Raw genomic sequence first — 20080 nt, 5'->3', positions numbered from 1 at the left:
AGCGGCCGTTGTCATGCGTCGGTGTTCGCGCTCGCTCAGGCGCCCAGCGCAGGATCGCTCATGCTGCTTTTGCCTGTCTCCACGTGGCCTGCAAAGCGGCGGGCAAACAGCGGGTCGGTGTCGACGGTGATCGCCAGGTCGTACCAGCCGTGCGCATTGCGAAGATCGAGGTAAAGCTCGTCCGTATCGCCGCCGCGCACCACACGTTTGATCGTGTGCTTCGGGTCGTACGCATTGACGATCGTGAACTTGCAGTGCGCGCTGCCTACGTTTTCAAGGCGCAGTTGCAGGTTGCCATTCACGACGTCGTAGCCTTCGAGCACTTCGGGGCGCGCGATATCCGAGCCGTCCCACCAGCTGCGCGCTATCGGCCGGCCGGTGAAGCGGCGCAAGAATCCGTTCGGACCGTGCACGGTGAAATCGTAAGTGCCGTCCGCATTCAGCGGGAACTGATCCTGCAAGCGCTTGCGGGCCTCGACCGTGTACGTGCGCGGCGCCTCGAGGCTGTTCGCGCGATAGACGAGAAACACAGCGCCCGCGCTGCCCGTATTGACGAAGCGCATGGTCAACGTTTTTTCGGCGCCTTCGCCATGTACTCGCACGAACATTTCATACGGCAGCGCGCGAGCCGGGCGCACGCCGGGTTCCTGGCGCGGGACTGCCTGTACCGCCGGCGGCAGCGGGACGTAATCCGGATGACGGTTCTGATCGGGCGGCACATAGCCGCTCGTGCTCGGCAACGTCGGGAAGGCGTCGTTCGGGTTGCCGAAATTGAAGGCCGACGTCAGGTCGCCGCATACCGCGCGTCGCCACGGCGAGATGTTCGGCTCGCCGAGATTGTGCTGTTGGCCGAAGCGCTGTTCGATGAAGCGGATTACCGACGTATGGTCGAACACCTCCGAGCACACATAGCCGCCTTTGGACCACGGCGAGACGACGAGCATCGGCACGCGCGGGCCGAGGCCATACGGCGCGGCCACGTTCTTTGCATCGCCCGGATAGATTTCGTTGACGGTGTCGACGGTGGAAAGGCCGTTCGCGCTCGAACTCGGCGCGCACGGCGGCACCATGTGGTCGAAGAAGCCGTCGTTCTCGTCGTAATTGATCAGGAGTACCGTCTTGCTCCACACCTCGGGATTCGAGGTCAGGATCTGCAAGACCTGGTCGATGTACCACGCGCCGTAGTTCGCAGGCCAGTTCGGGTGCTCGGAATAGGCTTCCGGTGCGACGATCCACGAGACTTGCGGCAGCGCGTTGTTCTGCACATCGCGCTTGAGAATGTCGAAGTAGCCGTCGCCCTTCAGTGCATTCGTGCCGGTGCGCGCGTTCTCGTACAGCGGGTTGCCCGGCTGTGCGTTGCGGTACTGGTTGAAGTAGAGCAGCGAGTTGTCGCCGTAGTTGCCGATGTAGGCGTTCTGAGTCCAGCCCCACGAGCCCTTGGCGTCGAGGCCGGTGCCAATGTCCTGATAGATCTTCCACGAAATGCCTGCGTTTTGCAGCACTTCCGGATAGGTCGACCAGCCGTAGCCCAGCTCGGAATTGTCGATCACAGGACCGCCGCCGGTGCCGTCGTTGCCTACGCCACCTGCCCACATGTAGTAGCGGTTCGGGTCCGTCGGGCCCATCAGCGAGCAATGGTAGGCGTCGCAAATCGTGAATGCGTCGGCGAGTTGATAGTGGAAAGGAATGTCCTCGCGCGTGAGGTAGGCCATGGTGGTCGCGCCTTTGGCGGGCACCCACTGATCGTAGCGGCCGCCGTTCCACGCGGCGTGCGTGCTGTTCCAGTCGTGCGCGAGGTCTTGCAGGAACTGGAGTCCGAGGTTCGGCGCGCTCGGGCGAAACGGCAACACATAGCCGAGATCCGCGGCAAGCGGTTGATACCACACCGGCTTGCCATTGGGCAGGTTGACCGCGCGCGTGTCGCCGAAACCGCGGACACCCTTCAGCGTCCCGAAGTAGTGGTCGAACGAGCGGTTTTCCTGCATCAGCACCACGATATGTTCGACGTCGCGGATCGTGCCGGTCTTGTTGTTCGCCGGAATGGCGAGCGCGTTGCGAATGCCTTGCGGCAGCATGCTCAGCGCGGTGACGGAACCGGCCGCGTGCGCGGCAGAGCGTAGAAAATCACGACGATTTTTTGAGGTCATGGTATGTGCTTTCGTGTCTTCAGTGGGAAAACGATCCACGCAGCGCAGCAGGCATGAGCGGCGCGTGAAGCGCGGGACTCAGTCAACGGTATGGATTACAGGTGTGGCGAGGGGCGTCGAAGCGGCGGCGGACAATGCCGGATCGGCGCTTGATGCAGGTAGTGCTGGGCTTTGAATCGTGACGGCGGCAGGCGAGGGCGATGCAGAAAGAGGATTCGCCGACAGGACGGCGGTGTTGCTCTGATCGGTGGCATTCAGCGCGGAGCTGGCGTTGCCCGTATCCGGCGCCTTGGCGTCGTCATTGCCGCAGGCGACGATCAGCGCGGAAAGTGCCAGCGCCAGGAGCGCAATGGCCAAACGTTTGCGATGCAAGGCAGTGAACGGCTTCGACACATAGGACATAGCGATGTCTCCGGCACGGGGAACGCGCGGGCATCGGTGTGCCCAGGTCAGCGGTGCGAGGAGAATATCCGCTTACCTGTGTAAGTTTTGTGAAGTTTTGGAAATTTGGGGATTTGGTGACAAATGGGGATACGGGCTGTCGCCACGTCCGTTGCGTGCCGGCAAGCGGCAACCTGCGCTACCGGTATCGCCACACGAACTCCGCGAGTGCCTCGTTCAACCGGTCCGGCGCATCGCGGTGAGGCGAGTGTCCGCAAGCGTCGAGCTTGACGAGTTCCGCATGCGGCGCGTACTTGGGAATGGTGTCGATCTGAGCCATCGTGCCGTAGTTATCGTCGTGGCCTTGTATGGCGAGCAACGGCTTGCTGATCGTCGAAAGCTGCTGCGCAATCGACCAGTCGCGGAATGCGGGGTCCAGCCAGATATCGTTCCAGCCATAGAAAGCGGAATCGACGTCCGCGTGATAGCGGGCGAGCTTGTCGCGCAGGTCGGTGCTTTCGTAAAGCCGCTTCGTCTGCGCGATGCTTTGCACCGATAACTCTTCGACGAATACGTGCGGCGCGATGGCCACCGCGCCCGCCAGCGCGTCGGGATGCAACGCCGCGTAAAGCAGCGCGATCGAGCCGCCGTCGCTGTGTCCAATGACCCACATGCGCCGCCGTTCCTGCAGGCCGATGCCGAGTTCGTCCAGCAACGCGGGCAAAATATCGCGCGCCTGGTCGCTCATGAAATCGACCGGCCATTCGACGTGGTGGGGACGCGGTGTCGACAAACCATAACCGGGACGCGAGTACACGAGTCCACGCATGCCCAGCCGCTCGCACAACAATTGTGGCCAGTCGCGCCACATGGCGATCGAGCCGAGTCCTTCGTGAAGGAAGACGGCTATTGGCGCATGGCTCGTTGCGTTGCCAGTCGTTTCGGCGGTTGCACCGTTCAACCAGCGATATTCAATGCGCAGCGGCCCGTGCGATGCCGTGGCGGGCAAGTTGGCGAAATGGCTAGTGGGCGTCTCGACAGCGGCATTCTGCATGTATTACCTTATGACTGTTCGCGCAGTTTGAAGCGTTGAATTTTTCCTGTGGCGGTCTTCGGCAAGTCGTCGACGAACACGATATCGCGTGGATACTTGTGCGGCGCAAGCCGGTCTTTCACGAACGCCTTCAATTCGTCCACCAGTATCTCAGACGGTGGGAACTCGCGCTTCAATACGACGAACGCGCGAGTTTTCACAAGGCCGCCGTGATCGACGCCGACCACGGCCGCTTCAAGCACTGCGTCATGCTGCACCAGCACCATTTCCACTTCGACCGGCGACACATACTGGCCACTGACTTTCAGCATGTCGTCGCTGCGGCCCGCATACACATAGCAGCCATTCGGCAGACGGCTGTACTTGTCGCCGCTGCGAATCCACTCGCCGAGAAAAGTGGCTCGCGTTTTTTCGCGGTTGCTCCAGTACATCAGCGCGGCACTGGGGCCTTTGATAAAGAGATCGCCCACTTCTCCGTCGCCGACCGTGCGACCGCTGTCGTCGCGCAACTCCACTTCGTAACCGGGCACAGGGCGCCCCGTCGTGCCATATTCGACTTCGCCCGCGCGATTGGACAGAAAGATATGCAGCATCTCTGTCGAGCCGATGCCGTCGAGAATTTCGCAGCCGAAGTGCCGCGTAAAACGTTCGCCGATCTCGCGCGGCAATGCCTCGCCGGCGGAGGCGCAAACGCGCATCGCGACATCGTCGCGCGCGGGCAGATTCGGCGAGACGAGCATGCTCGCGTAAAGCGTCGGCACGCCATAGAAAACGGTCGGACGGTGGCGCGTGAGGCGGGAGAAAACGGCGTCGGCGGTGGGGCGCTCGGCCATCAGCACAGCAGTGGCGCCGACAGAAAGCGGAAAGGTCAACGCGTTGCCCAGCCCATACGCAAAGAACAGCTTCGCCGCGGAGAACACCACATCGCTTTCGACAATGCCCAGCACCGGCTTCGCATACAACTCGGCGGTCCAGTAAAGATTCGCATGCGTGTGGACCGTGCCCTTCGGTTTTCCGGTCGAGCCCGATGAGTACAGCCAGAAGGCGATGTCGTCGCAACCTGTGGTGGCAGCTTTCAAGGCGGGCGTCGCGGCGTCGATCAGGTCTTCCAGCACCGGTGCCGCGAGCGGCGCGCCTTCAGGCGCGGGCGCCGCGCGGTCTGACACGATGAGCTGGCAGCCGTCGTGCTCGGCCGTCTCCATGGCTTGCGTGACATTTGGGATCAGCGCGCTGGACGCAATGACCGCGCGTGCATGACTATGCGTGAGCATGTACACGTAATCGGCCGGCGTGAGCAACGTGTTTGCGACCACCGGAACCACGCCCGCATAGAGCGCGCCAAGAAAAGCGATGGGCAATGAGACGGTGTCGAGCATTACCAGCAGCACACGCTCTTCCGGATGCACGCCCAAACTGCGTAACGCGCTCGAAAAGCGCCGTGCACGGCCTTCGAGTTCGCCGTATGTCATGTGGCCGCTGTCGTCGATATAAGCGGTTTTCGCCGCGCGCGGCGCGTTCAACGCGAACAGATGAGCCGCGAAATTGAAGCGTGCGGGCGGCGGCTCGACCGTGACGACGGGCTGGCTCGCAGCCGGTTCGAACAGGACTTCCATATGTCTCCTCCATCGAGTGGGGGCGGTCCGGCTGTTATGTGCTCATGATCCGCTGAATGTCTGCGTGCGCTACTGCGAGCGCTTCTCCATCATGTGGTGTTCATCTTCAGGTCGTCATGCCGTTGGCGAATGGGTTAGCTGCGTAAGCGCATCGATTGCCGCTGCCGACGCCTGAATCGCCGAACGCCGGTGATAGAAACCAAGCGCGCGCAGACCGCCAAGTTCTTCGCCGCCGCCCGCGCGTCCCGGTCCGCCGTGAAGCGACATCGGCATCACGTTGCCGTGGCCGGTCTGACTCTGCACGACGGAAGGCGAAACCGCATGCACGCGGCCGTGCGAATCGGCGAGTTCAAGTGCAAGCCTGCCCAGGTGCGCGTCGTCGTTTGAATAGATCGATGCGACGAGCGATCCCTGTCCGCGCCGCGCGAGGCTGACCGCGTGCGCTTCGCGCAGTTCACCGGCACCGTTTGCGACGCGATATGGCGCCACGCTCGCCACGGGTCCGAAAACTTCGACATCGTGCAGCAGCGTCGCGCTATCAGGATCGTTGACGACGAACACATGCGGCGCGATGCATGCAGCAACAGCCGCGTCGGCGTCGATGAGCGGCGCGGCCGACCCGTCGTAGGCGAGCACCGCTTCCTCACGCAACGCGCCAATGCCCGCCAGCACGTTCTCGTATTGCGCGCGGCTCACGAGCGATCCCATGCGCACGGCGTCGTTGCGCGGATTGCCCACGGTGATCTTCGCGAGCTTCGTTTTCAGCGCATCGACGACGGCATTGAGCGCCGTGTCGGGAACGAACGCGCGGCGGATCGCCGTGCATTTCTGCCCGGATTTGACCGTCATTTCCCGCACGATTTCCTTGATGAAAAGATCGAATGCGGGCGTGTCGGGGGTGGCATCCGCACACAGAATCGCGCTGTTCAGACTATCGGCTTCGACGTTGAGCCGCGCGCCGCGTGCGACGAAAGCCGGGTGCGCGCGCAGCGATGCGGCCGTTTCAGCGGAGCCCGTGAAGGACACGACATCGAACGCCTGAACCTGGTCGAGCAGCCCCGCAGAGCCACCGCAAATTACGGACAGCGCGCCGCGTGGCAGGATGCCCGCGTCGACGACATCGGCGATCATGCGTTGCGTGAGCCACGCCGTCGCGGTCGCGGGCTTGACGATGACGGGCACGCCGGAAAGCAAGGCAGGGGCCGCTTTTTCCCACAAGCCCCACGACGGAAAGTTGAATGCGTTGATAAAGAGCGCGACGCCGCGCGTTGGCGTGAGCACGTGCTGCACGCTGAACGATTGATCCTTGCTCAATGCGCTCGCGTTGCCGTCGCGCAGCGCATGCACATTGCCGAGCGATGCTCCAAGCCTGGCGTAGTACGACAGCGTGAAAATGCCGCCGTCGATATCTACCGCTGAGTCGTTGCGCGTGGTGCCGGAGTTCGCGAGAGCGATCGCGTAGTAGTCGTCGCGCTTTGCCTGAAGCAGCTTGACCACATCGGCGAGACGCGCGGCGCGCTCGGCATAGGTCAGCGCGCGCAGTGCCGCGCCGGCTTCATCGCGCGCAAAGCGGAACGCGTGTGAGAGATCCAATCCTTCGCTGGATACGCGCACGAGCGCTTCTCCCGTTACCGGATCGATCAGTGTGTGTCCGTCTCCGGTTCCCGCGACCCATTCGCCCCCTACGTGGTTCTTCAATAGTTCGATCATGACGGCACTCATGCAGCGGTGAATTCGATTGCGCCTTGCGGCAGAAGATAAAGCACGAGCGCCTGGCCGTTCGCCACCGTGGGTCGATGCGCGGAGCCTGCCTGATAGACGCACCAGCCCGCAGGATGACCGTCGAAGGTCGCGCCTTCGGTCAGCGGCATGATGAGATCGATCTCGCCGTGCGGATGAACATGATGCGGGCCGGCAATGTCCTTCATGTCGACCACGTCGACAGAAAAGCCGTGGGTGTCGGGCAGCGCCTTGAAGATGCGGCCGTAACGGATGCCGCCGCCCTCGCGGTTGCACAGCCAGCCTTGTGCGACTCCCGCGCGGCATGCGGCGGCGAGATCGCGAAAGGTCTGGCTGTCTGCGGGATAAGTGCTGTTGAGCCAGTCTGCGAGCTCGGCGTTCAGCGGCCGGCCCGCAAGTTGCGCTGTCACGCCGGATATCAGGCGCTGGAAATCGGATGGGGACATGCGGGTCTCCAGACTGTGCGCACGCACGTTAATGCATGTGACGCGCTGCGCGGTCTCCGTAATGCCGCTCGAAGAATCGCGGCGAGCTTGGTATGAGATCAATGTTCGGCGAAAATTAACCGTTCACTAAGTGTGTGTCAAGCACTATAGTACATGTGTGGCTGCATCTAGGTAGAAAACATGAACCGAAATAACGTTGCTTCATCGTCCGACTCGCCATCCGATTCGCCGTCGCTCGAAACCGTCGGCGAGGAGAGCACTCGCGGCGAGCGCACCGGCGAGCGCGAGGAGCGCGACCCGTTCCTGACCGCGATGGGCGAGCGCGTGCGCCTGCTGCGCGCGCGTCGTGGCATGACGCGCAAGACACTGGCTGCTGAAACCGGCTTGTCGGAGCGGCATCTCGCGAATCTGGAATCGGGCGTCGGCAATGCGTCGGTGCTGGTGTTGCGGCAGATCGCGGCCACGTTGAACTGCCCGCTGGCCGAGGTGATCGGCGACGAAACGACTGCGTCCGCCGAATGGTTGCTGATCCGCGAACTGCTGCACGGGCGCGATCAGGCTGCGTTACAGCGCGCGCGCGTGGCGCTGGCCGAGATGTTCGCGCAGGCGCCGCGCGATCCACACCGTAAGGACCGGATCGCGCTGATCGGACTGCGCGGCGCGGGGAAGTCGACGCTTGGCCGCATGCTCGCGCAGGAGCGCAAGGTGCCGTTCGTCGAGCTGACGCGGGTGATCGAGCAACTGGCGGGCTGCCCGCCGGCGGAAATCCATTCGCTATATGGCGCGAGCGCTTACAGACGGTACGAACACCGTGCGCTCGAAGCGGTGATACAGGAGCACGAACGTGCGGTGATCGCGTCGCCGGGCGGGCTGGTGTCCGAGTCCGGCACGTTCAATGCGCTGCTGTCGCATTGCTTCACTGTCTGGCTGCAGGCCGCGCCGGAAGAGCATATGCGCCGGGTCGTCGCGCAGGGCGATTTGCGGCCCATGTCAGGCAACAAGGAGGCGATGGACGACCTGAAGCGCATTCTGGCCGGCCGCAGCGAGTTGTATGGCCGCGCGGATATGACCTTCGACACGAGCGAGAAGACCTTGGCGGACGCCTATCTGCAACTCCGAGACCGCCTTGCAGCTCGGCTCGCAGCAGAAGCGCCCGATGAGGCACGCGCCGTCTGACATGCATTGAGGGATCAGGGAAACACCTTAAGATGCATTAAAGTGCTTTACATGGGTTGAATGGTGCACTATTGTTCTCGAAACAACTTGCATCGTCCAGTCAGGAGACGCCCATGTCCACAGCAGAAGCCGCGATCGCGCCGGTCGACTACCGTACCGATCCCTCGCAGTACAAGCATTGGAAGCTGAGCTTCAACGGACCGGTAGCGACGCTCGGCATCGACATCGCGGAAGACGGCGGCATTCGCGACGGCTATAAGCTCAAACTGAATTCGTATGACCTCGGCGTGGATATCGAACTGCACGACGCCATTCAGCGAATCCGTTTCGAGCACCCGGAAGTCAAAACCGTCGTGTTGACGAGCCTCAAGGACCGCGTGTTCTGCTCCGGTGCCAACATCTTCATGCTCGGTCTTTCGTCGCATGCGTGGAAGGTCAACTTCTGCAAGTTCACGAACGAAACGCGCAACGGACTGGAAGATTCGTCGCGTCATTCAGGCCTCAAATTTCTTGCGGCGGTGAACGGCGCCTGCGCGGGCGGCGGTTATGAACTTGCGCTTGCGTGCGACGAGATCTATCTAGTGGACGACCGCTCTTCGTCGGTGTCGTTGCCGGAAGTGCCATTGCTCGGCGTGCTGCCCGGCACGGGCGGACTCACGCGAATCACTGACAAACGCAAGGTGCGCCATGACCGCGCCGACATCTTTTGCACCGTGGTCGAAGGTATTCGCGGCGAGCGGGCAAAAGCGTGGCGTCTCGTCGACGAAGTCGTCAAACCGAACCAGTTCGACCAGGCCATTCAGGCCCGCGCGCTCGAACTCGCCGCCCAGAGCGATCGTCGTTCCGACGCGCAAGGTGTGATGCTCACGCGCATCGAGCGTACGGACCGCGACGACGGGCTCACGTATAAAACGCTAGACGTCACGATCGATCGCGCTAAACGCATTGCGACATTCACCGCAAAAGCGCCGCAAACGGAACAGCCCACGAATATCGACGCGATTGTCGCGGCGGGCGCGAACTGGTGGCCGTTGCAATTCGCTCGCGAACTCGACGACGCCATCCTGTCGATGCGCACCAACGAGCTTGAAGTCGGCACGTGGATATTCCGAACCGAAGGCGACGCGCGCAACGTGCTCGCCGCCGACGCCGTGTTGATGCAGCACAAGAACCACTGGTTCGTACGCGAGACGATTGGCTTGTTGCGCCGCACGCTCGCGCGCATCGACGTTTCGTCGCGTTCGTTATTTGCGTTGATCGAACCGGGCTCATGCTTTGCCGGCACGTTCGCCGAACTCGCTTTTGCAGCGGATCGTTCGTATATGGCCGCATTGCCGGGCAACGAGGAAGAGGAGCCGGCCATCACGCTGTCGGAAGCGAACTTCGGTCTTTATCCGATGGTTACGCACCAGTCACGGCTTGCACGCCGCTTCTATGAAGAAGCGGCGCCGCTCGACGCGGTGCGTTCGCTGATCGGACAGGCGGTCAAGCCGGTCGAGGCCGAGCGTTTGGGACTTGTCACGGCAGCGCCGGACGACATCGATTGGGCCGACGAAATTCGGATCGCACTCGAGGAGCGCGCGGCAATGTCTCCTGATGCGCTGACCGGACTCGAAGCGAACCTGCGTTTTAACGGCCCCGAAACAATGGAAACACGCATTTTTGGCCGTCTCACCGCATGGCAGAACTGGATCTTCAACCGGCCGAACGCAGTGGGCGAGAAGGGTGCGCTCAAGGTGTACGGCAAGGGCAGCAAGGCGCAATTCGACGTATCGCGAGTTTGACGCACAAGCGCGATACGACGCCCGCTTCCCGGCACGCCTCTCACCTTCCGCATTGCAAGGAACGACCATGTCAACGATCAACTACAGCGAAAAGATCCCGAACAACGTCAACCTCGCCGACGACCGCGCGCTGCAACGCGCGCTCGAGCAGTGGCAGCCGAACTTTCTGTCGTGGTGGGGCGATATGGGCCCGGAAGGCTCGCACGGCTACGACGTGTATCTGCGCACCGCGGTGAGCGTGGATGCGGGAGGCTGGGCGCATTTCGATCATGTGAAGATGCCGGACTATCGCTGGGGCATCTTTCTGACGCCGGGTGACCAGGATCGCAAGATTCACTTCGGCGAGCATAAGGGCGAAGCCGCATGGCAGGACGTGCCCGGCGAGCACCGCGCCAATCTGCGCCGTATCATCGTGACGCAAGGCGATACGGAGCCCGCTTCCGTCGAGCAGCAACGACACCTCGGCTTGACCGCGCCTTCCATGTACGACTTGCGCAACCTGTTTCAGGTCAACGTGGAAGAAGGCCGCCATCTGTGGGCTATGGTGTACCTGTTGCATCGCTACTTCGGCCGCGACGGTCGTGAGGAAGCCGAAGCATTGCTCGGGCGTCGTTCCGGCGACGACGACAATCCTCGCATTCTCGGTGCGTTCAACGAGAAAACGCCGGATTGGCTCGCGTTCTATATGTTCACGTACTTCACTGATCGCGACGGCAAGTTCCAGTTGTCCGCACTCGCGGAATCGGGCTTCGACCCGCTCGCGCGCACCACGAAGTTCATGTTGACGGAAGAGGCGCACCATATGTTCGTCGGCGAATCGGGCGTTTCGCGCGTGATTCAGCGGACTGCTCAGGTGATGAACGAACTCGGTACCGACGACGTCGCCAGGATTCGCGCGGCCGGCGTGATCGACTTGCCGACCATTCAGCGCTATCTGAACTTCCATTACTCGGTGACGATCGACCTGTTCGGCGCGGACCATTCGTCGAATGCGGCCACGTTCTATAGCTCGGGCCTGAAGGGCCGCTATGAAGAGGGCAAGCGCGACGACGATCATCAATTGAACGGGCAGAGCTACAAGCTGCTGGATGTGCAGGACGGCAAGCTCGTGGAGCGAGAAGTGCCCATGCTCAACGCGATGAACGAAGTATTGCGCGACGACTACATCAAGGACTCGGTTGCGGGTGTAGGCCGCTGGAACAAGGTACTCGAAAAGGCCGGCATAGACTTCCGCATGACGGTGCCGCACAAGGCGTTCAACCGGCAGATCGGCACCTTCGCGGGCACACGCGTGTCGCCCGATGGCCGCGTGATCGGCGAAGCAGAATGGGCCGCAAACGAAGCGAAGTGGCTCGCCACACCGGAAGACCGCGCATTCGTTGCGTCGCTGATGGGTCGCGTCACGGAGCCCGGCAAGTTCGCGAACTGGATTGCGCCGCCCGCGATGGGCGTGAACCGTCAGCCGGTCGATTTCGAATACGTGCGCTTTAACTGAACGCCGGTATCGCGCCATGCAGGAGTTGCTGAAGTTGCATGAAGCGCGCGTGGCAAGCTTGCGCGGCACAATATGGTGGAGGAAGTCATGAACGGCCCAGTGTCGATCGAGGTTCTCAGGCAGCATCTGATCGATCCGGAAATCTGCATTCGCTGCAATACGTGCGAAGAGACCTGTCCGATCGACGCGATCACGCACGACGAAAACAACTACGTCGTGAAGGCGGATGTCTGCAACGGCTGCATGGCGTGCGTGCCGCCTTGTCCGACAGGCGCGATCGACAACTGGCGTACCGTATTGAAGGCCGACGCGTATCCGGTCGAAGAGCAATTCACGTGGGACGTCTTGCCGGAGCAGAACACAATGGCCGCGCCCGCAGTGGAGGAATTGCCCGCGGCGGACACTGCCTGCGATGCAGCGGCGAACGCGAGCGGCATTGAAGTGGACACCGTGCGCGGGTCAGTCGTGCCGCCGTGGTCCGCCGCAAAGCCTTACGTCAATCTCTACACACACAAAACGCCGACTACGGCGACCGTGGTCGGCAACTACCGGCTTACCGACGCATCGACGGAAAGCGACATACATCACATCGTGCTCGATTTCGGATCGATGCCGTTTCCGGTGATCGAAGGTCAATCGATCGGCATTCTGCCGCCCGGCGCGACCGCCGACGGGCGCGTGCACCACGCGCGCCAATATTCGATCGCCAGCCCGCGCGACGGCGAGCGCCCCGGCTACAACAACGTTTCGCTGACGGTGAAGCGCGTCGCGCAACGGCATGGCGATTCGATCGACGGAGTCTGCTCGAACTATCTGTGCGATCTGAAAAAGGGCGACGTGGTCACGGTGATCGGCCCGTTCGGCGGCACGTTTCTGATGCCGAACCATCCGAATTCGCATCTTCTGATGATCTGCACGGGCACCGGTTCGGCGCCGATGCGCGCAATGACCGAATATCGCAGGCGCCGTCGCCTGAAGGGAGCAACCGGCAAGCTGATGCTGTTTTTCGGTGCGCGTACCAAAGAGGAATTGCCATACTTCGGGCCGCTAACTAATCTGCCAAAGGATTTCATCGACACCAATCTTGCGTTTTCGCGCACGCCGGGACAGCCCAAGCGCTACGTGCAGGACGCGATGCGCGAACGCGCGGTCGACGTTGCGCAGATGCTCAAGGACGACAATACGCATATCTACGTATGCGGGCTGAAGGGTATGGAAGACGGCGTGCTGCAAGCGCTGAAAGAGATCGGCGAGCAGCATCAGCTGGATTGGGAAGCGCTGTGGGCGAAGCTGAAGAAAGAAGGGCGCCTGCATCTGGAAACGTATTGATGCTGCCGCGCCAGAAACCGCTACCGCGAAGCGTCACCGGCCTGGCGCCCGTTGTGCCGGCGACACTGCTCCGCACGCGCGAATGACCAGTTGCACGACTTCTTCGGTCGTCGCCTCGAACGACTTTGGCGTCATCGCGCGCTTGCCCTTGAGCGCGCGAATCTGTGCGTCGAAGTCGGCGTAGTGCTGGGTCGTCGCCCAGATCATATACATCAGCGTTCGCGCATCGACAGGCGCGAGCAGGCCTCGTGAGATCCAGTCGTCGATTACTTTTACACGGCTGTCGAGCCATGGCTTGACGCGTTCCGTGAGAATGTCTTCCATATGCCCGGCGCCGTGAATGATCTCGCTCGCCCACACTTTCGAGCCGAGCGGACGCCGCCGCGACAACTCCATTTTCGCGCGCACATATCCGCCGATTGCCTCCACCGGATCGTCGCTGCATTCGAATGTATCGGCTGCGCGGTACCAGTCTTCGAACAGGTCTTCGAGCACACGCCGGTAAAGCGCAAGCTTGGTCGGGAAGTAGTAATGCACGTTGGCTTTCGGTAAGCCTGCGCGTTCGGCGATCATCGCGGTGCTCGCGCCGTCGAGTCCGCGTTCCGCGAAGACCGCTTCCGCGCAAGCCAGAACATGCGCTTCGTTCGACTCGCGAATGTGCGCCTTGCGCCGCCGCAAAGGCGCGCGCGTTTCGTCGTTTTCCGTGATGCTCCCAGCCACGTCGTCGTCTCTCATGTTCGCCTTCGGCGGCATGGGCGCCGCGTCGCGCTTCATTCTAGTCGCTCGACGCGCTGCTGACCTACGTATTTTGGAAGCCGTTTCCCGGCCTGCTGCAATGCAATGGCACGCTTCTCGCTCTTGGTTTGCCCGTGCGAAAAGCATTGATTTGACGGTGTTAATCGTCTACAACCTGTCCAACTGGACAGGATTGAGAAAGCGGGACATGCACCAGGGTTAGCCCTCGCTATGAGAAGCAACCGGGAGCATGGAGCCTGCACCGCAGCCGTGCGGAGACGCCCCAAAAGCCGCCGCCCATGCACCAGTTTCATGTCGGTTCACCGGAAGGAGCGAGACGAATGAACGCGGTATCCGAAGCGCTAAAGCGGGCAGAGCCCGCTACGTCGATCAGGATCGACGGCAAGCGGCTGTGGGACAGCCTGATGACGATGGCAAAGATCGGCGCAACGCCCAAGGGCGGCGTATGCCGCCTCGCGCTGACCGACCTCGACAAGGAAGGGCGAGACCTGATCGTTAGCTGGGCGAAGGAAGCCGGCTGCACGGTCAGTGTCGATCAGATGGGCAACGTGTTCATGCGCCGCGCAGGACGCAATCCCGATGCATTGCCTGTGATGACCGGCTCGCATGCGGACTCGCAGCCGACGGGCGGGCGCTTCGACGGCATCTACGGCGTCTTGGGCGGTCTCGAAGTGATTCGGAGCTTGAACGATCACGGCATCGAGACCGAGCATCCTGTCGAAGTCGTGATCTGGACCAACGAGGAAGGCTCGCGTTTTGCGCCCGCCATGGTTGCGTCGGGCGTGTTCGCGGGCGTGTTCTCGCTCGAATACGGTTTGTCGCGCAAAGACGTAGATGGCAAGACGATCGGCGAGGAGCTGCAGCGCATCGGCTATGCGGGCGATGTGCCGTGCGGCGGTCGTCGATTGCATGCGGCGTTCGAACTGCATATCGAGCAGGGGCCGATTCTCGAAGCCGAGCAGAAAACCATTGGCGTGGTCACGGATGCGCAGGGTCAGCGCTGGTACGAAATCACGCTCACGGGACAGGAGGCGCACGCGGGTCCGACGCCGATGCCGCGCCGGCGCGATGCACTGCTCGGCGCCGCGCGAGTAGTCGACCTCGTCAATCGAATCGGGCTGGATAACGCGCCGCTCGCCTGCGCGACGGTCGGCATGATGCAGGTCTATCCGAACTCGCGCAACGTGATTCCAGGGCGGGTGTTCTTTACCGTCGACTTCCGGCATCCGGACAACGCCGTGCTGGCGAAGATGGATGCCGCGTTGCGCGAAGGCGTGGCGCGGATCGCGAGCGGCATCGGCCTCGAGACCGAGCTCGAACAGATTTTTTACTACGAGCCCGTTGCATTCGACGAAGCTTGCGTAAAGTCGGTGCGCGCAGCGGCCGAGCGCTTTGGTTACTCGCATCGCAACATGGTGTCCGGCGCGGGGCACGACGCCTGTTATCTCGCGCAAGTCGCGCCCACTTCAATGGTGTTCGTGCCGTGCGTCGACGGGATCAGCCACAACGAAATCGAGGACGCCTCCTTCGAATGGATCGAAGCCGGCGCGAACGTATTGCTGCACGCGATGCTGGAGCGTGCGTGCGAGCCGGTTTCATAGTGCGCCGCTCAATGCGGCTTGCGAGCGCCGTCCCGGCTTCTGACCGCGAGCCGGATTGCCAGCTTTAACAGCTTCACATAGCGCCAGAAAAACATGCCGTCCGGGCTTCGCTCACGCGAGAGCCGACAGGTGCGGCTGCGTCCTCAAATCGACAGAAGGAACGTGTATGGCTATCAAGCAAACCGGCGACATCGCAGCGCAACGCCTGTCGCCCGAACAGCTTTCCTGCGAGTTCTCCGACATTGCACCTTTGCTCGACGCAAGCGCCGCCGCCGCGGCGGCGAGCCGCTGTCACTACTGTTACGACGCGCCTTGCGTCAACGCTTGTCCGACCGGGATCGACATTCCCAGCTTCATTCGCAAGATTGGTAACGGCAACCTGAAGGGGGCGGCGGTAGACATTCTGTCGGCCAATCCGCTCGGCGGCATGTGCGCGCGCGTGTGCCCGACCGAAATTCTGTGTGAAGGCGCCTGCGTGCGCAACCATCAGGACGCGAAGCCGGTGGCGATCGGCGCACTGCAACGTCATGCAACCGACTGGGCGATGGCTCGCGGCGAAGCATTGTTCAAGCGGGCGCCCGCGACCGGCCGGCACGTCGCAGTGATAGGCGCAGGGCCTGCGGGGCTCGCGTGCGCGCATCGCCTTGCACTGGCGGGCCATGACGTCACCCTCTACGACGCTCGCGACAAAGCCGGCGGCCTCAACGAATACGGCATTGCCGCCTATAAAACAGTCGACGATTTCGCGCAGCGTGAAGTGGAATGGCTGTGCTCCGCGGGAGGCATCGAAATAAAAAACGGCGTTGCGCTAGGGCGCGACATCGACCTCGATACGCTGCGCAAGCGACACGACGCCGTGTTTCTCGCAATTGGCCTCACGGGCGTGCGCGCACTCGCCATGGCCGGCGAGGAGTTGAGCGGCGTGATGAACGCAGTGGACTTCATTGAACAGATTCGCAGCGCACGCGACCTCGGCACGGTGCCGGTGGGCCGCCGCGTGGTCGTTATCGGCGGAGGCAATACCGCGGTGGATGCGGCTGTGCAAAGCCGCAAGCTCGGCGCGACATCGGTAGCAATGGTGTATCGGCGCGGCGTCGAATCCATGAGCGCGACATGGGCCGAACGCGACTTCGCACAAACCAGCGGCGTCACGCTTATTACGCATGCAACACCCGTGCGTTTGATCGGCGAGGGCGGCGTGGTAACGGGCGTCGAGTTTGAACGCACAGTGAGCGGGGGCGACCAGGAGCGCTTTGTGATCGAAGCGGACATGGTGCTCAAGGCGATCGGCCAGACGCTCGTGCCGGTAGGGATCGAACGCGAACTGCTGACGCTCGACGGCAGCCGTATCGCTGTCGATGCAACCGGGCAAACGTCGCTTGCCGGCGTCTGGGCGGGCGGCGATTGTGCGGCCACGGGCGGTATCGACCTGACCGTGCAAGCCGTGCAGGACGGCAAGCTTGCGGCCGCCGCTATCGATGCGCAATTCGCTCGCACCGCCGTGAAAGCCGCGTAGCGTGGATCGCTGCACAGCACTGGAAGACACAACAAAATAGCCGTCCCCAAGGAGCCGAACATGGCCGATCTGCGCTGTACGATTGCCGGCATCACATCGCCGAATCCCTTCTGGCTCGCGTCTGCGCCGCCGACCGACAAAGCCTATAACGTGAACCGCGCGTTCGAAGCCGGCTGGGGCGGCGTGGTGTGGAAGACACTCGGCCTCGACCCGCACGTGGTCAACGTGAGCTCGCGCTACGGCGCGGTGCAATGGAACGGTCAACGCATCGCGGGGCTCAACAACATCGAGTTGATCACCGACCGCCCGCTCGACGTCAATCTGCGCGAAATCGCACAGGTGAAACGCGACTGGCCCGAGCGCGCAATGATCGTTTCGCTGATGGTGCCGTGCAATGAGCGCGACTGGAAATGGATCTTGCCGCTCGTGGAAGACACGGGCGCCGACGCAGTCGAACTGAATTTCGGATGTCCGCACGGCATGAGCGAACGCGGGATGGGCGCGGCGGTCGGCCAGGTGCCCGAGTACATCGAGATGGTCACGCGCTGGGTCAAGGAAGGCACGAAGCTGCCGTGCCTCGTCAAGCTCACGCCGAATATCACCGACATCCGGCTCGGCTCGCGCGCGGCATACAAGGGCGGCGCGGACGGCGTGTCGTTGATCAACACGATCAACTCGATCGTCGCCGTGGATCTCGACGCAATGTCACCGTTGCCGATGGTCGACGGCAAGGGCACGCATGGAGGCTACTGCGGCCCGGCGGTAAAGCCGATTGCACTGAACATGGTCGCCGAAATCGCGCGTGACGTGGAGACGCCGAACCTGCCGATTTCGGGTATAGGCGGCATTTCGACCTGGCGCGATGCGGCCGAATTCATGGTGCTTGGCGCGGGCAGCGTGCAGGTCTGCACGGCGGCCATGCACTACGGTTTTCGCATTGTCACGGATCTCGCCGACGGTCTTGCCAACTGGATGGACGAGAAAGGGTACGCGACGCTCGACGACATTCGCGGCCGCGCCGTGCCCAACGTTACCGACTGGAAGTACCTGAACCTCAAGTACGACATCAAGGCGCGCATCGACCAGGACAAGTGCATTCAATGCGGTCTCTGCCATATCGCATGCGAGGACACCGCGCATCAGGCGATCATGAAAGAAAAAGATGGCGTCCGGCATTTTGAAGTGATGGACTCCGAATGTGTGGGCTGCAATCTGTGCATGCATGTGTGTCCGGTCGAGCAATGCATCACCATGGAGCGCGTGGATAACGGCGAATACGCGAACTGGACTACGCATCCGAACAATCCGGCGCGAGTGGATGCTCCGGCTAGTGATGTAGAGGCAGAGTCAGCGAACGCGGAACCCGCCCACGCAGCAAAAGCCGCCTGAAATACAGGGCGAATCGTTGTAAGCGCAGTTGTAAGCGCAGTTGTAAGCGCAGCGCTTGTACCGAACCGGTGTTTTCTCTAACGCCCGACGCGCCGACAGAAGCCGCGCGGGCTTCAACGATCTAGTGGAGATCTTTCGATGAAGCAGACCGCGCAACCCGTCGATCCGCAATTCGCGGCCGGCGCGCAAGGCAGCAGTCTTTACAACGACGACCTTGCGCCCACCGGCCCCGCGCAGCGCACCTGGCGCTGGTATCACTTCGCAGCGCTGTGGGTGGGCATGGTGATGAACATTGCGTCGTACATGCTCGCGGCCGGATTGACTGAAGAGGGTATGTCGCCGTGGCAAGCGGTGTTGACGGTGCTGCTAGGCAACCTGATCGTGCTCGTGCCGATGCTGTTGATCGGCCACGCGGGCGCCAAGCACGGCATTCCGTATGCGGTGCTGGTGCGCTCGTCGTTCGGCACGCAGGGCGCGAAATTGCCGGCAATGCTGCGTGCGATTGTGGCCTGCGGCTGGTACGGCATTCAAACGTGGCTTGGCGGCAGCGCGATCTATACGCTGTTGAACATTCTCACCGGCAACGCGCTGCACGGCGCAGCGTTGCCGTTCATCGACATTTCCATTGCACAGCTCGCATGTTTTCTCGTGTTCTGGGCTTTGCAGATCTACTTCATCGTGCATGGTACGGACTCGATCCGCTGGCTCGAAAGCTGGTCGGCGCCAATCAAGATCGTGATGTGTATTGCACTTGTCTGGTGGGCGACATCCAAAGCGGGCGGGCTCGGCTCGATGCTCGCCGCGCCTTCGCAGTTCGTGCCGGGCGGCAAGAAGGAGGGCATGTTCTGGGCTACTTTCTGGCCGGGCCTTACCGCCATGGTCGGCTTCTGGGCCACGCTCGCGTTGAACATTCCCGACTTCACGCGTTTTGCCAAAACGCAGCGCGACCAGATTGTCGGGCAGTCGATCGGTTTGCCGGTGCCGATGGCTTTGCTCTCGGTAATCTCGGTGGTGGTGACGTCCGCCACCGTGGTGATCTATGGCAAGGCGATCTGGGACCCGATCGACCTGACAAGCCGCATGACCGGCATTGGCGTAGGCCTCGCTCTCATCATCCTCACGCTCGACACGATGTGCTGCAATCTTGCCGCGAATCTCGTCGGACCCGCTTATGATTTTTCGAGCCTGTGGCCGAAGGGCATTTCGTATCGCGTCGGCGGCATGATTACCGCGACCATCGCAATCGTCATGATGCCGTGGAAGATTCTCGCGACCACGCAAGGCTATATCTTCACGTGGCTCGTCGGTTACTCGGCGCTGCTCGGTCCCGTGGCGGGCATTCTGATGGTCGACTATTTCCTGATTCGCGGCACGCGGCTCGACACGCGAGAACTATTCGACGAGCGCGGCGAATATAGCTATACGGGCGGCTGGAATATCGGCGCGGTGGTCGCGCTCGTGATCGGTGTGCTGCCGAATCTGCCGGGCTTTTTGCACACTGCGTTTCCTGCTTCGTTCGCGAACGTGCCGTCGATATTCAATACGGTCTATACGTATGCATGGTTTGTCGGGCTCGCGTTGGCGTCAATCGTGTACAGCGCCTGGATGAAACTCAGCAAAGGACCCAGCGCGCGCGTCGCGAGTGCATGAGAA

The 20080-nt window shown here is 62.1% G+C and carries 15 protein-coding genes; 8 read left to right on the top strand and 7 right to left on the bottom strand.

Annotation, left to right across the window (positions count from 1 at the left end; translation table 11 throughout):
* Window positions 1-35: 35 nt before the first annotated feature.
* From BCA01S_RS02210 to BCA01S_RS02185, 6 genes are all read right to left on the bottom strand, one after another.
* Window positions 36-2147, bottom strand: coding sequence for a phosphocholine-specific phospholipase C (locus tag BCA01S_RS02210; protein ID WP_027775515.1), 2112 nt, complete (start codon window positions 2145-2147; stop codon window positions 36-38).
* A 78-nt stretch (window positions 2148-2225) separates the two neighbouring features.
* On the bottom strand, window positions 2226-2549 hold the full coding sequence (locus tag BCA01S_RS02205; RefSeq protein ID WP_027775514.1) for a hypothetical protein: 324 nt from the start codon (window positions 2547-2549) through the stop codon (window positions 2226-2228).
* 178 nt (window positions 2550-2727) lie between these two features.
* Entirely contained in the window at window positions 2728-3582 is an 855-nt protein-coding gene (locus tag BCA01S_RS02200) for an alpha/beta fold hydrolase (RefSeq protein WP_027775513.1), read from the bottom strand.
* Between the two features lie 8 nt (window positions 3583-3590).
* Window positions 3591-5195 carry a benzoate-CoA ligase family protein gene (locus BCA01S_RS02195; RefSeq protein ID WP_027775512.1) on the bottom strand — a complete coding sequence of 535 codons (1605 nt, stop codon included), beginning with the start codon at window positions 5193-5195 and terminating at the stop codon, window positions 3591-3593.
* A gap of 114 nt (window positions 5196-5309) precedes the next feature.
* Window positions 5310-6905, bottom strand: a complete 1596-nt coding sequence (locus BCA01S_RS02190) for a 3,4-dehydroadipyl-CoA semialdehyde dehydrogenase (RefSeq protein WP_027775511.1) — start codon at window positions 6903-6905, stop codon at window positions 5310-5312.
* Between the two features lie 8 nt (window positions 6906-6913).
* Window positions 6914-7381 carry a DUF4863 family protein gene (locus BCA01S_RS02185; RefSeq protein WP_027775510.1) on the bottom strand — a complete coding sequence of 156 codons (468 nt, stop codon included), beginning with the start codon at window positions 7379-7381 and terminating at the stop codon, window positions 6914-6916.
* A gap of 180 nt (window positions 7382-7561) precedes the next feature.
* Between BCA01S_RS02185 and BCA01S_RS02180 the strand changes: the two genes are divergently transcribed.
* The 4 genes from BCA01S_RS02180 (at window position 7562) to boxA (ending at window position 13165) form a co-directional block, all read left to right on the top strand.
* Window positions 7562-8557 (top strand): helix-turn-helix transcriptional regulator, encoded by a 996-nt coding sequence (locus BCA01S_RS02180; RefSeq protein ID WP_027775509.1) that lies wholly within the window; start codon window positions 7562-7564, stop codon window positions 8555-8557.
* A 113-nt stretch (window positions 8558-8670) separates the two neighbouring features.
* Window positions 8671-10341 (top strand): 2,3-epoxybenzoyl-CoA dihydrolase, encoded by a 1671-nt coding sequence (gene boxC, locus BCA01S_RS02175; RefSeq protein ID WP_027775508.1) that lies wholly within the window; start codon window positions 8671-8673, stop codon window positions 10339-10341.
* A gap of 67 nt (window positions 10342-10408) precedes the next feature.
* Entirely contained in the window at window positions 10409-11836 is a 1428-nt protein-coding gene (gene boxB / locus BCA01S_RS02170; RefSeq protein WP_020065402.1) for a benzoyl-CoA 2,3-epoxidase subunit BoxB, read from the top strand.
* A gap of 87 nt (window positions 11837-11923) precedes the next feature.
* The gene (gene boxA / locus BCA01S_RS02165; RefSeq protein WP_027775507.1) at window positions 11924-13165 is read left to right on the top strand and encodes a benzoyl-CoA 2,3-epoxidase subunit BoxA; all 1242 of its coding nucleotides are present in this window, start codon (window positions 11924-11926) and stop codon (window positions 13163-13165) included.
* A gap of 33 nt (window positions 13166-13198) precedes the next feature.
* Here boxA and BCA01S_RS02160 read toward each other — a convergent pair whose 3' ends face one another.
* Complete coding sequence (locus BCA01S_RS02160) at window positions 13199-13939, bottom strand: TetR/AcrR family transcriptional regulator (protein WP_084166719.1); 741 nt, start codon at window positions 13937-13939, stop codon at window positions 13199-13201.
* A 302-nt stretch (window positions 13940-14241) separates the two neighbouring features.
* Between BCA01S_RS02160 and BCA01S_RS02155 the strand changes: the two genes are divergently transcribed.
* From BCA01S_RS02155 to BCA01S_RS02140, 4 genes are all read left to right on the top strand, one after another.
* Entirely contained in the window at window positions 14242-15522 is a 1281-nt protein-coding gene (locus BCA01S_RS02155; RefSeq protein ID WP_027775505.1) for a Zn-dependent hydrolase, read from the top strand.
* A gap of 166 nt (window positions 15523-15688) precedes the next feature.
* Window positions 15689-17038: an NAD(P)-dependent oxidoreductase gene (locus tag BCA01S_RS02150; RefSeq protein ID WP_027775504.1), complete on the top strand. Its 1350-nt coding sequence runs from the start codon at window positions 15689-15691 to the stop codon at window positions 17036-17038.
* A gap of 60 nt (window positions 17039-17098) precedes the next feature.
* A complete protein-coding gene (gene preA / locus BCA01S_RS02145; protein ID WP_027775503.1) occupies window positions 17099-18427 on the top strand; it encodes an NAD-dependent dihydropyrimidine dehydrogenase subunit PreA in 1329 nt (442 codons plus the stop codon).
* Between the two features lie 138 nt (window positions 18428-18565).
* Window positions 18566-20077 (top strand): NCS1 family nucleobase:cation symporter-1, encoded by a 1512-nt coding sequence (locus BCA01S_RS02140; RefSeq protein WP_020065408.1) that lies wholly within the window; start codon window positions 18566-18568, stop codon window positions 20075-20077.
* The last annotated feature ends 3 nt before the right edge of the window (window positions 20078-20080 follow it).

Origin of the sequence: Paraburkholderia caledonica NBRC 102488, from assembly GCF_000685095.1 — a bacterium.
Taxonomy (GTDB): Bacteria; Pseudomonadota; Gammaproteobacteria; order Burkholderiales; family Burkholderiaceae; genus Paraburkholderia; species Paraburkholderia caledonica.
This window is presented reverse-complemented; position numbering and strand designations above follow the sequence as displayed.

What these genes read in the sequence shown, in the direction of transcription:
- BCA01S_RS02210 (WP_027775515.1), bottom strand. Translation starts at nt 2,147, where the DNA reads ATGACCTCAAAAAATCGTCGTGATTTTCTACGCTCTGCCGCGCACGCG.
- BCA01S_RS02205 (WP_027775514.1), bottom strand. Translation starts at nt 2,549, where the DNA reads ATGTCCTATGTGTCGAAGCCGTTCACTGCCTTGCATCGCAAACGTTTG.
- BCA01S_RS02200 (WP_027775513.1), bottom strand. Translation starts at nt 3,582, where the DNA reads ATGCAGAATGCCGCTGTCGAGACGCCCACTAGCCATTTCGCCAACTTG.
- BCA01S_RS02195 (WP_027775512.1), bottom strand. Translation starts at nt 5,195, where the DNA reads ATGGAAGTCCTGTTCGAACCGGCTGCGAGCCAGCCCGTCGTCACGGTC.
- BCA01S_RS02190 (WP_027775511.1), bottom strand. Translation starts at nt 6,905, where the DNA reads ATGATCGAACTATTGAAGAACCACGTAGGGGGCGAATGGGTCGCGGGA.
- BCA01S_RS02185 (WP_027775510.1), bottom strand. Translation starts at nt 7,381, where the DNA reads ATGTCCCCATCCGATTTCCAGCGCCTGATATCCGGCGTGACAGCGCAA.
- BCA01S_RS02180 (WP_027775509.1), top strand. Translation starts at nt 7,562, where the DNA reads ATGAACCGAAATAACGTTGCTTCATCGTCCGACTCGCCATCCGATTCG.
- boxC (WP_027775508.1), top strand. Translation starts at nt 8,671, where the DNA reads ATGTCCACAGCAGAAGCCGCGATCGCGCCGGTCGACTACCGTACCGAT.
- boxB (WP_020065402.1), top strand. Translation starts at nt 10,409, where the DNA reads ATGTCAACGATCAACTACAGCGAAAAGATCCCGAACAACGTCAACCTC.
- boxA (WP_027775507.1), top strand. Translation starts at nt 11,924, where the DNA reads ATGAACGGCCCAGTGTCGATCGAGGTTCTCAGGCAGCATCTGATCGAT.
- BCA01S_RS02160 (WP_084166719.1), bottom strand. Translation starts at nt 13,939, where the DNA reads ATGAAGCGCGACGCGGCGCCCATGCCGCCGAAGGCGAACATGAGAGAC.
- BCA01S_RS02155 (WP_027775505.1), top strand. Translation starts at nt 14,242, where the DNA reads ATGAACGCGGTATCCGAAGCGCTAAAGCGGGCAGAGCCCGCTACGTCG.
- BCA01S_RS02150 (WP_027775504.1), top strand. Translation starts at nt 15,689, where the DNA reads ATGGCTATCAAGCAAACCGGCGACATCGCAGCGCAACGCCTGTCGCCC.
- preA (WP_027775503.1), top strand. Translation starts at nt 17,099, where the DNA reads ATGGCCGATCTGCGCTGTACGATTGCCGGCATCACATCGCCGAATCCC.
- BCA01S_RS02140 (WP_020065408.1), top strand. Translation starts at nt 18,566, where the DNA reads ATGAAGCAGACCGCGCAACCCGTCGATCCGCAATTCGCGGCCGGCGCG.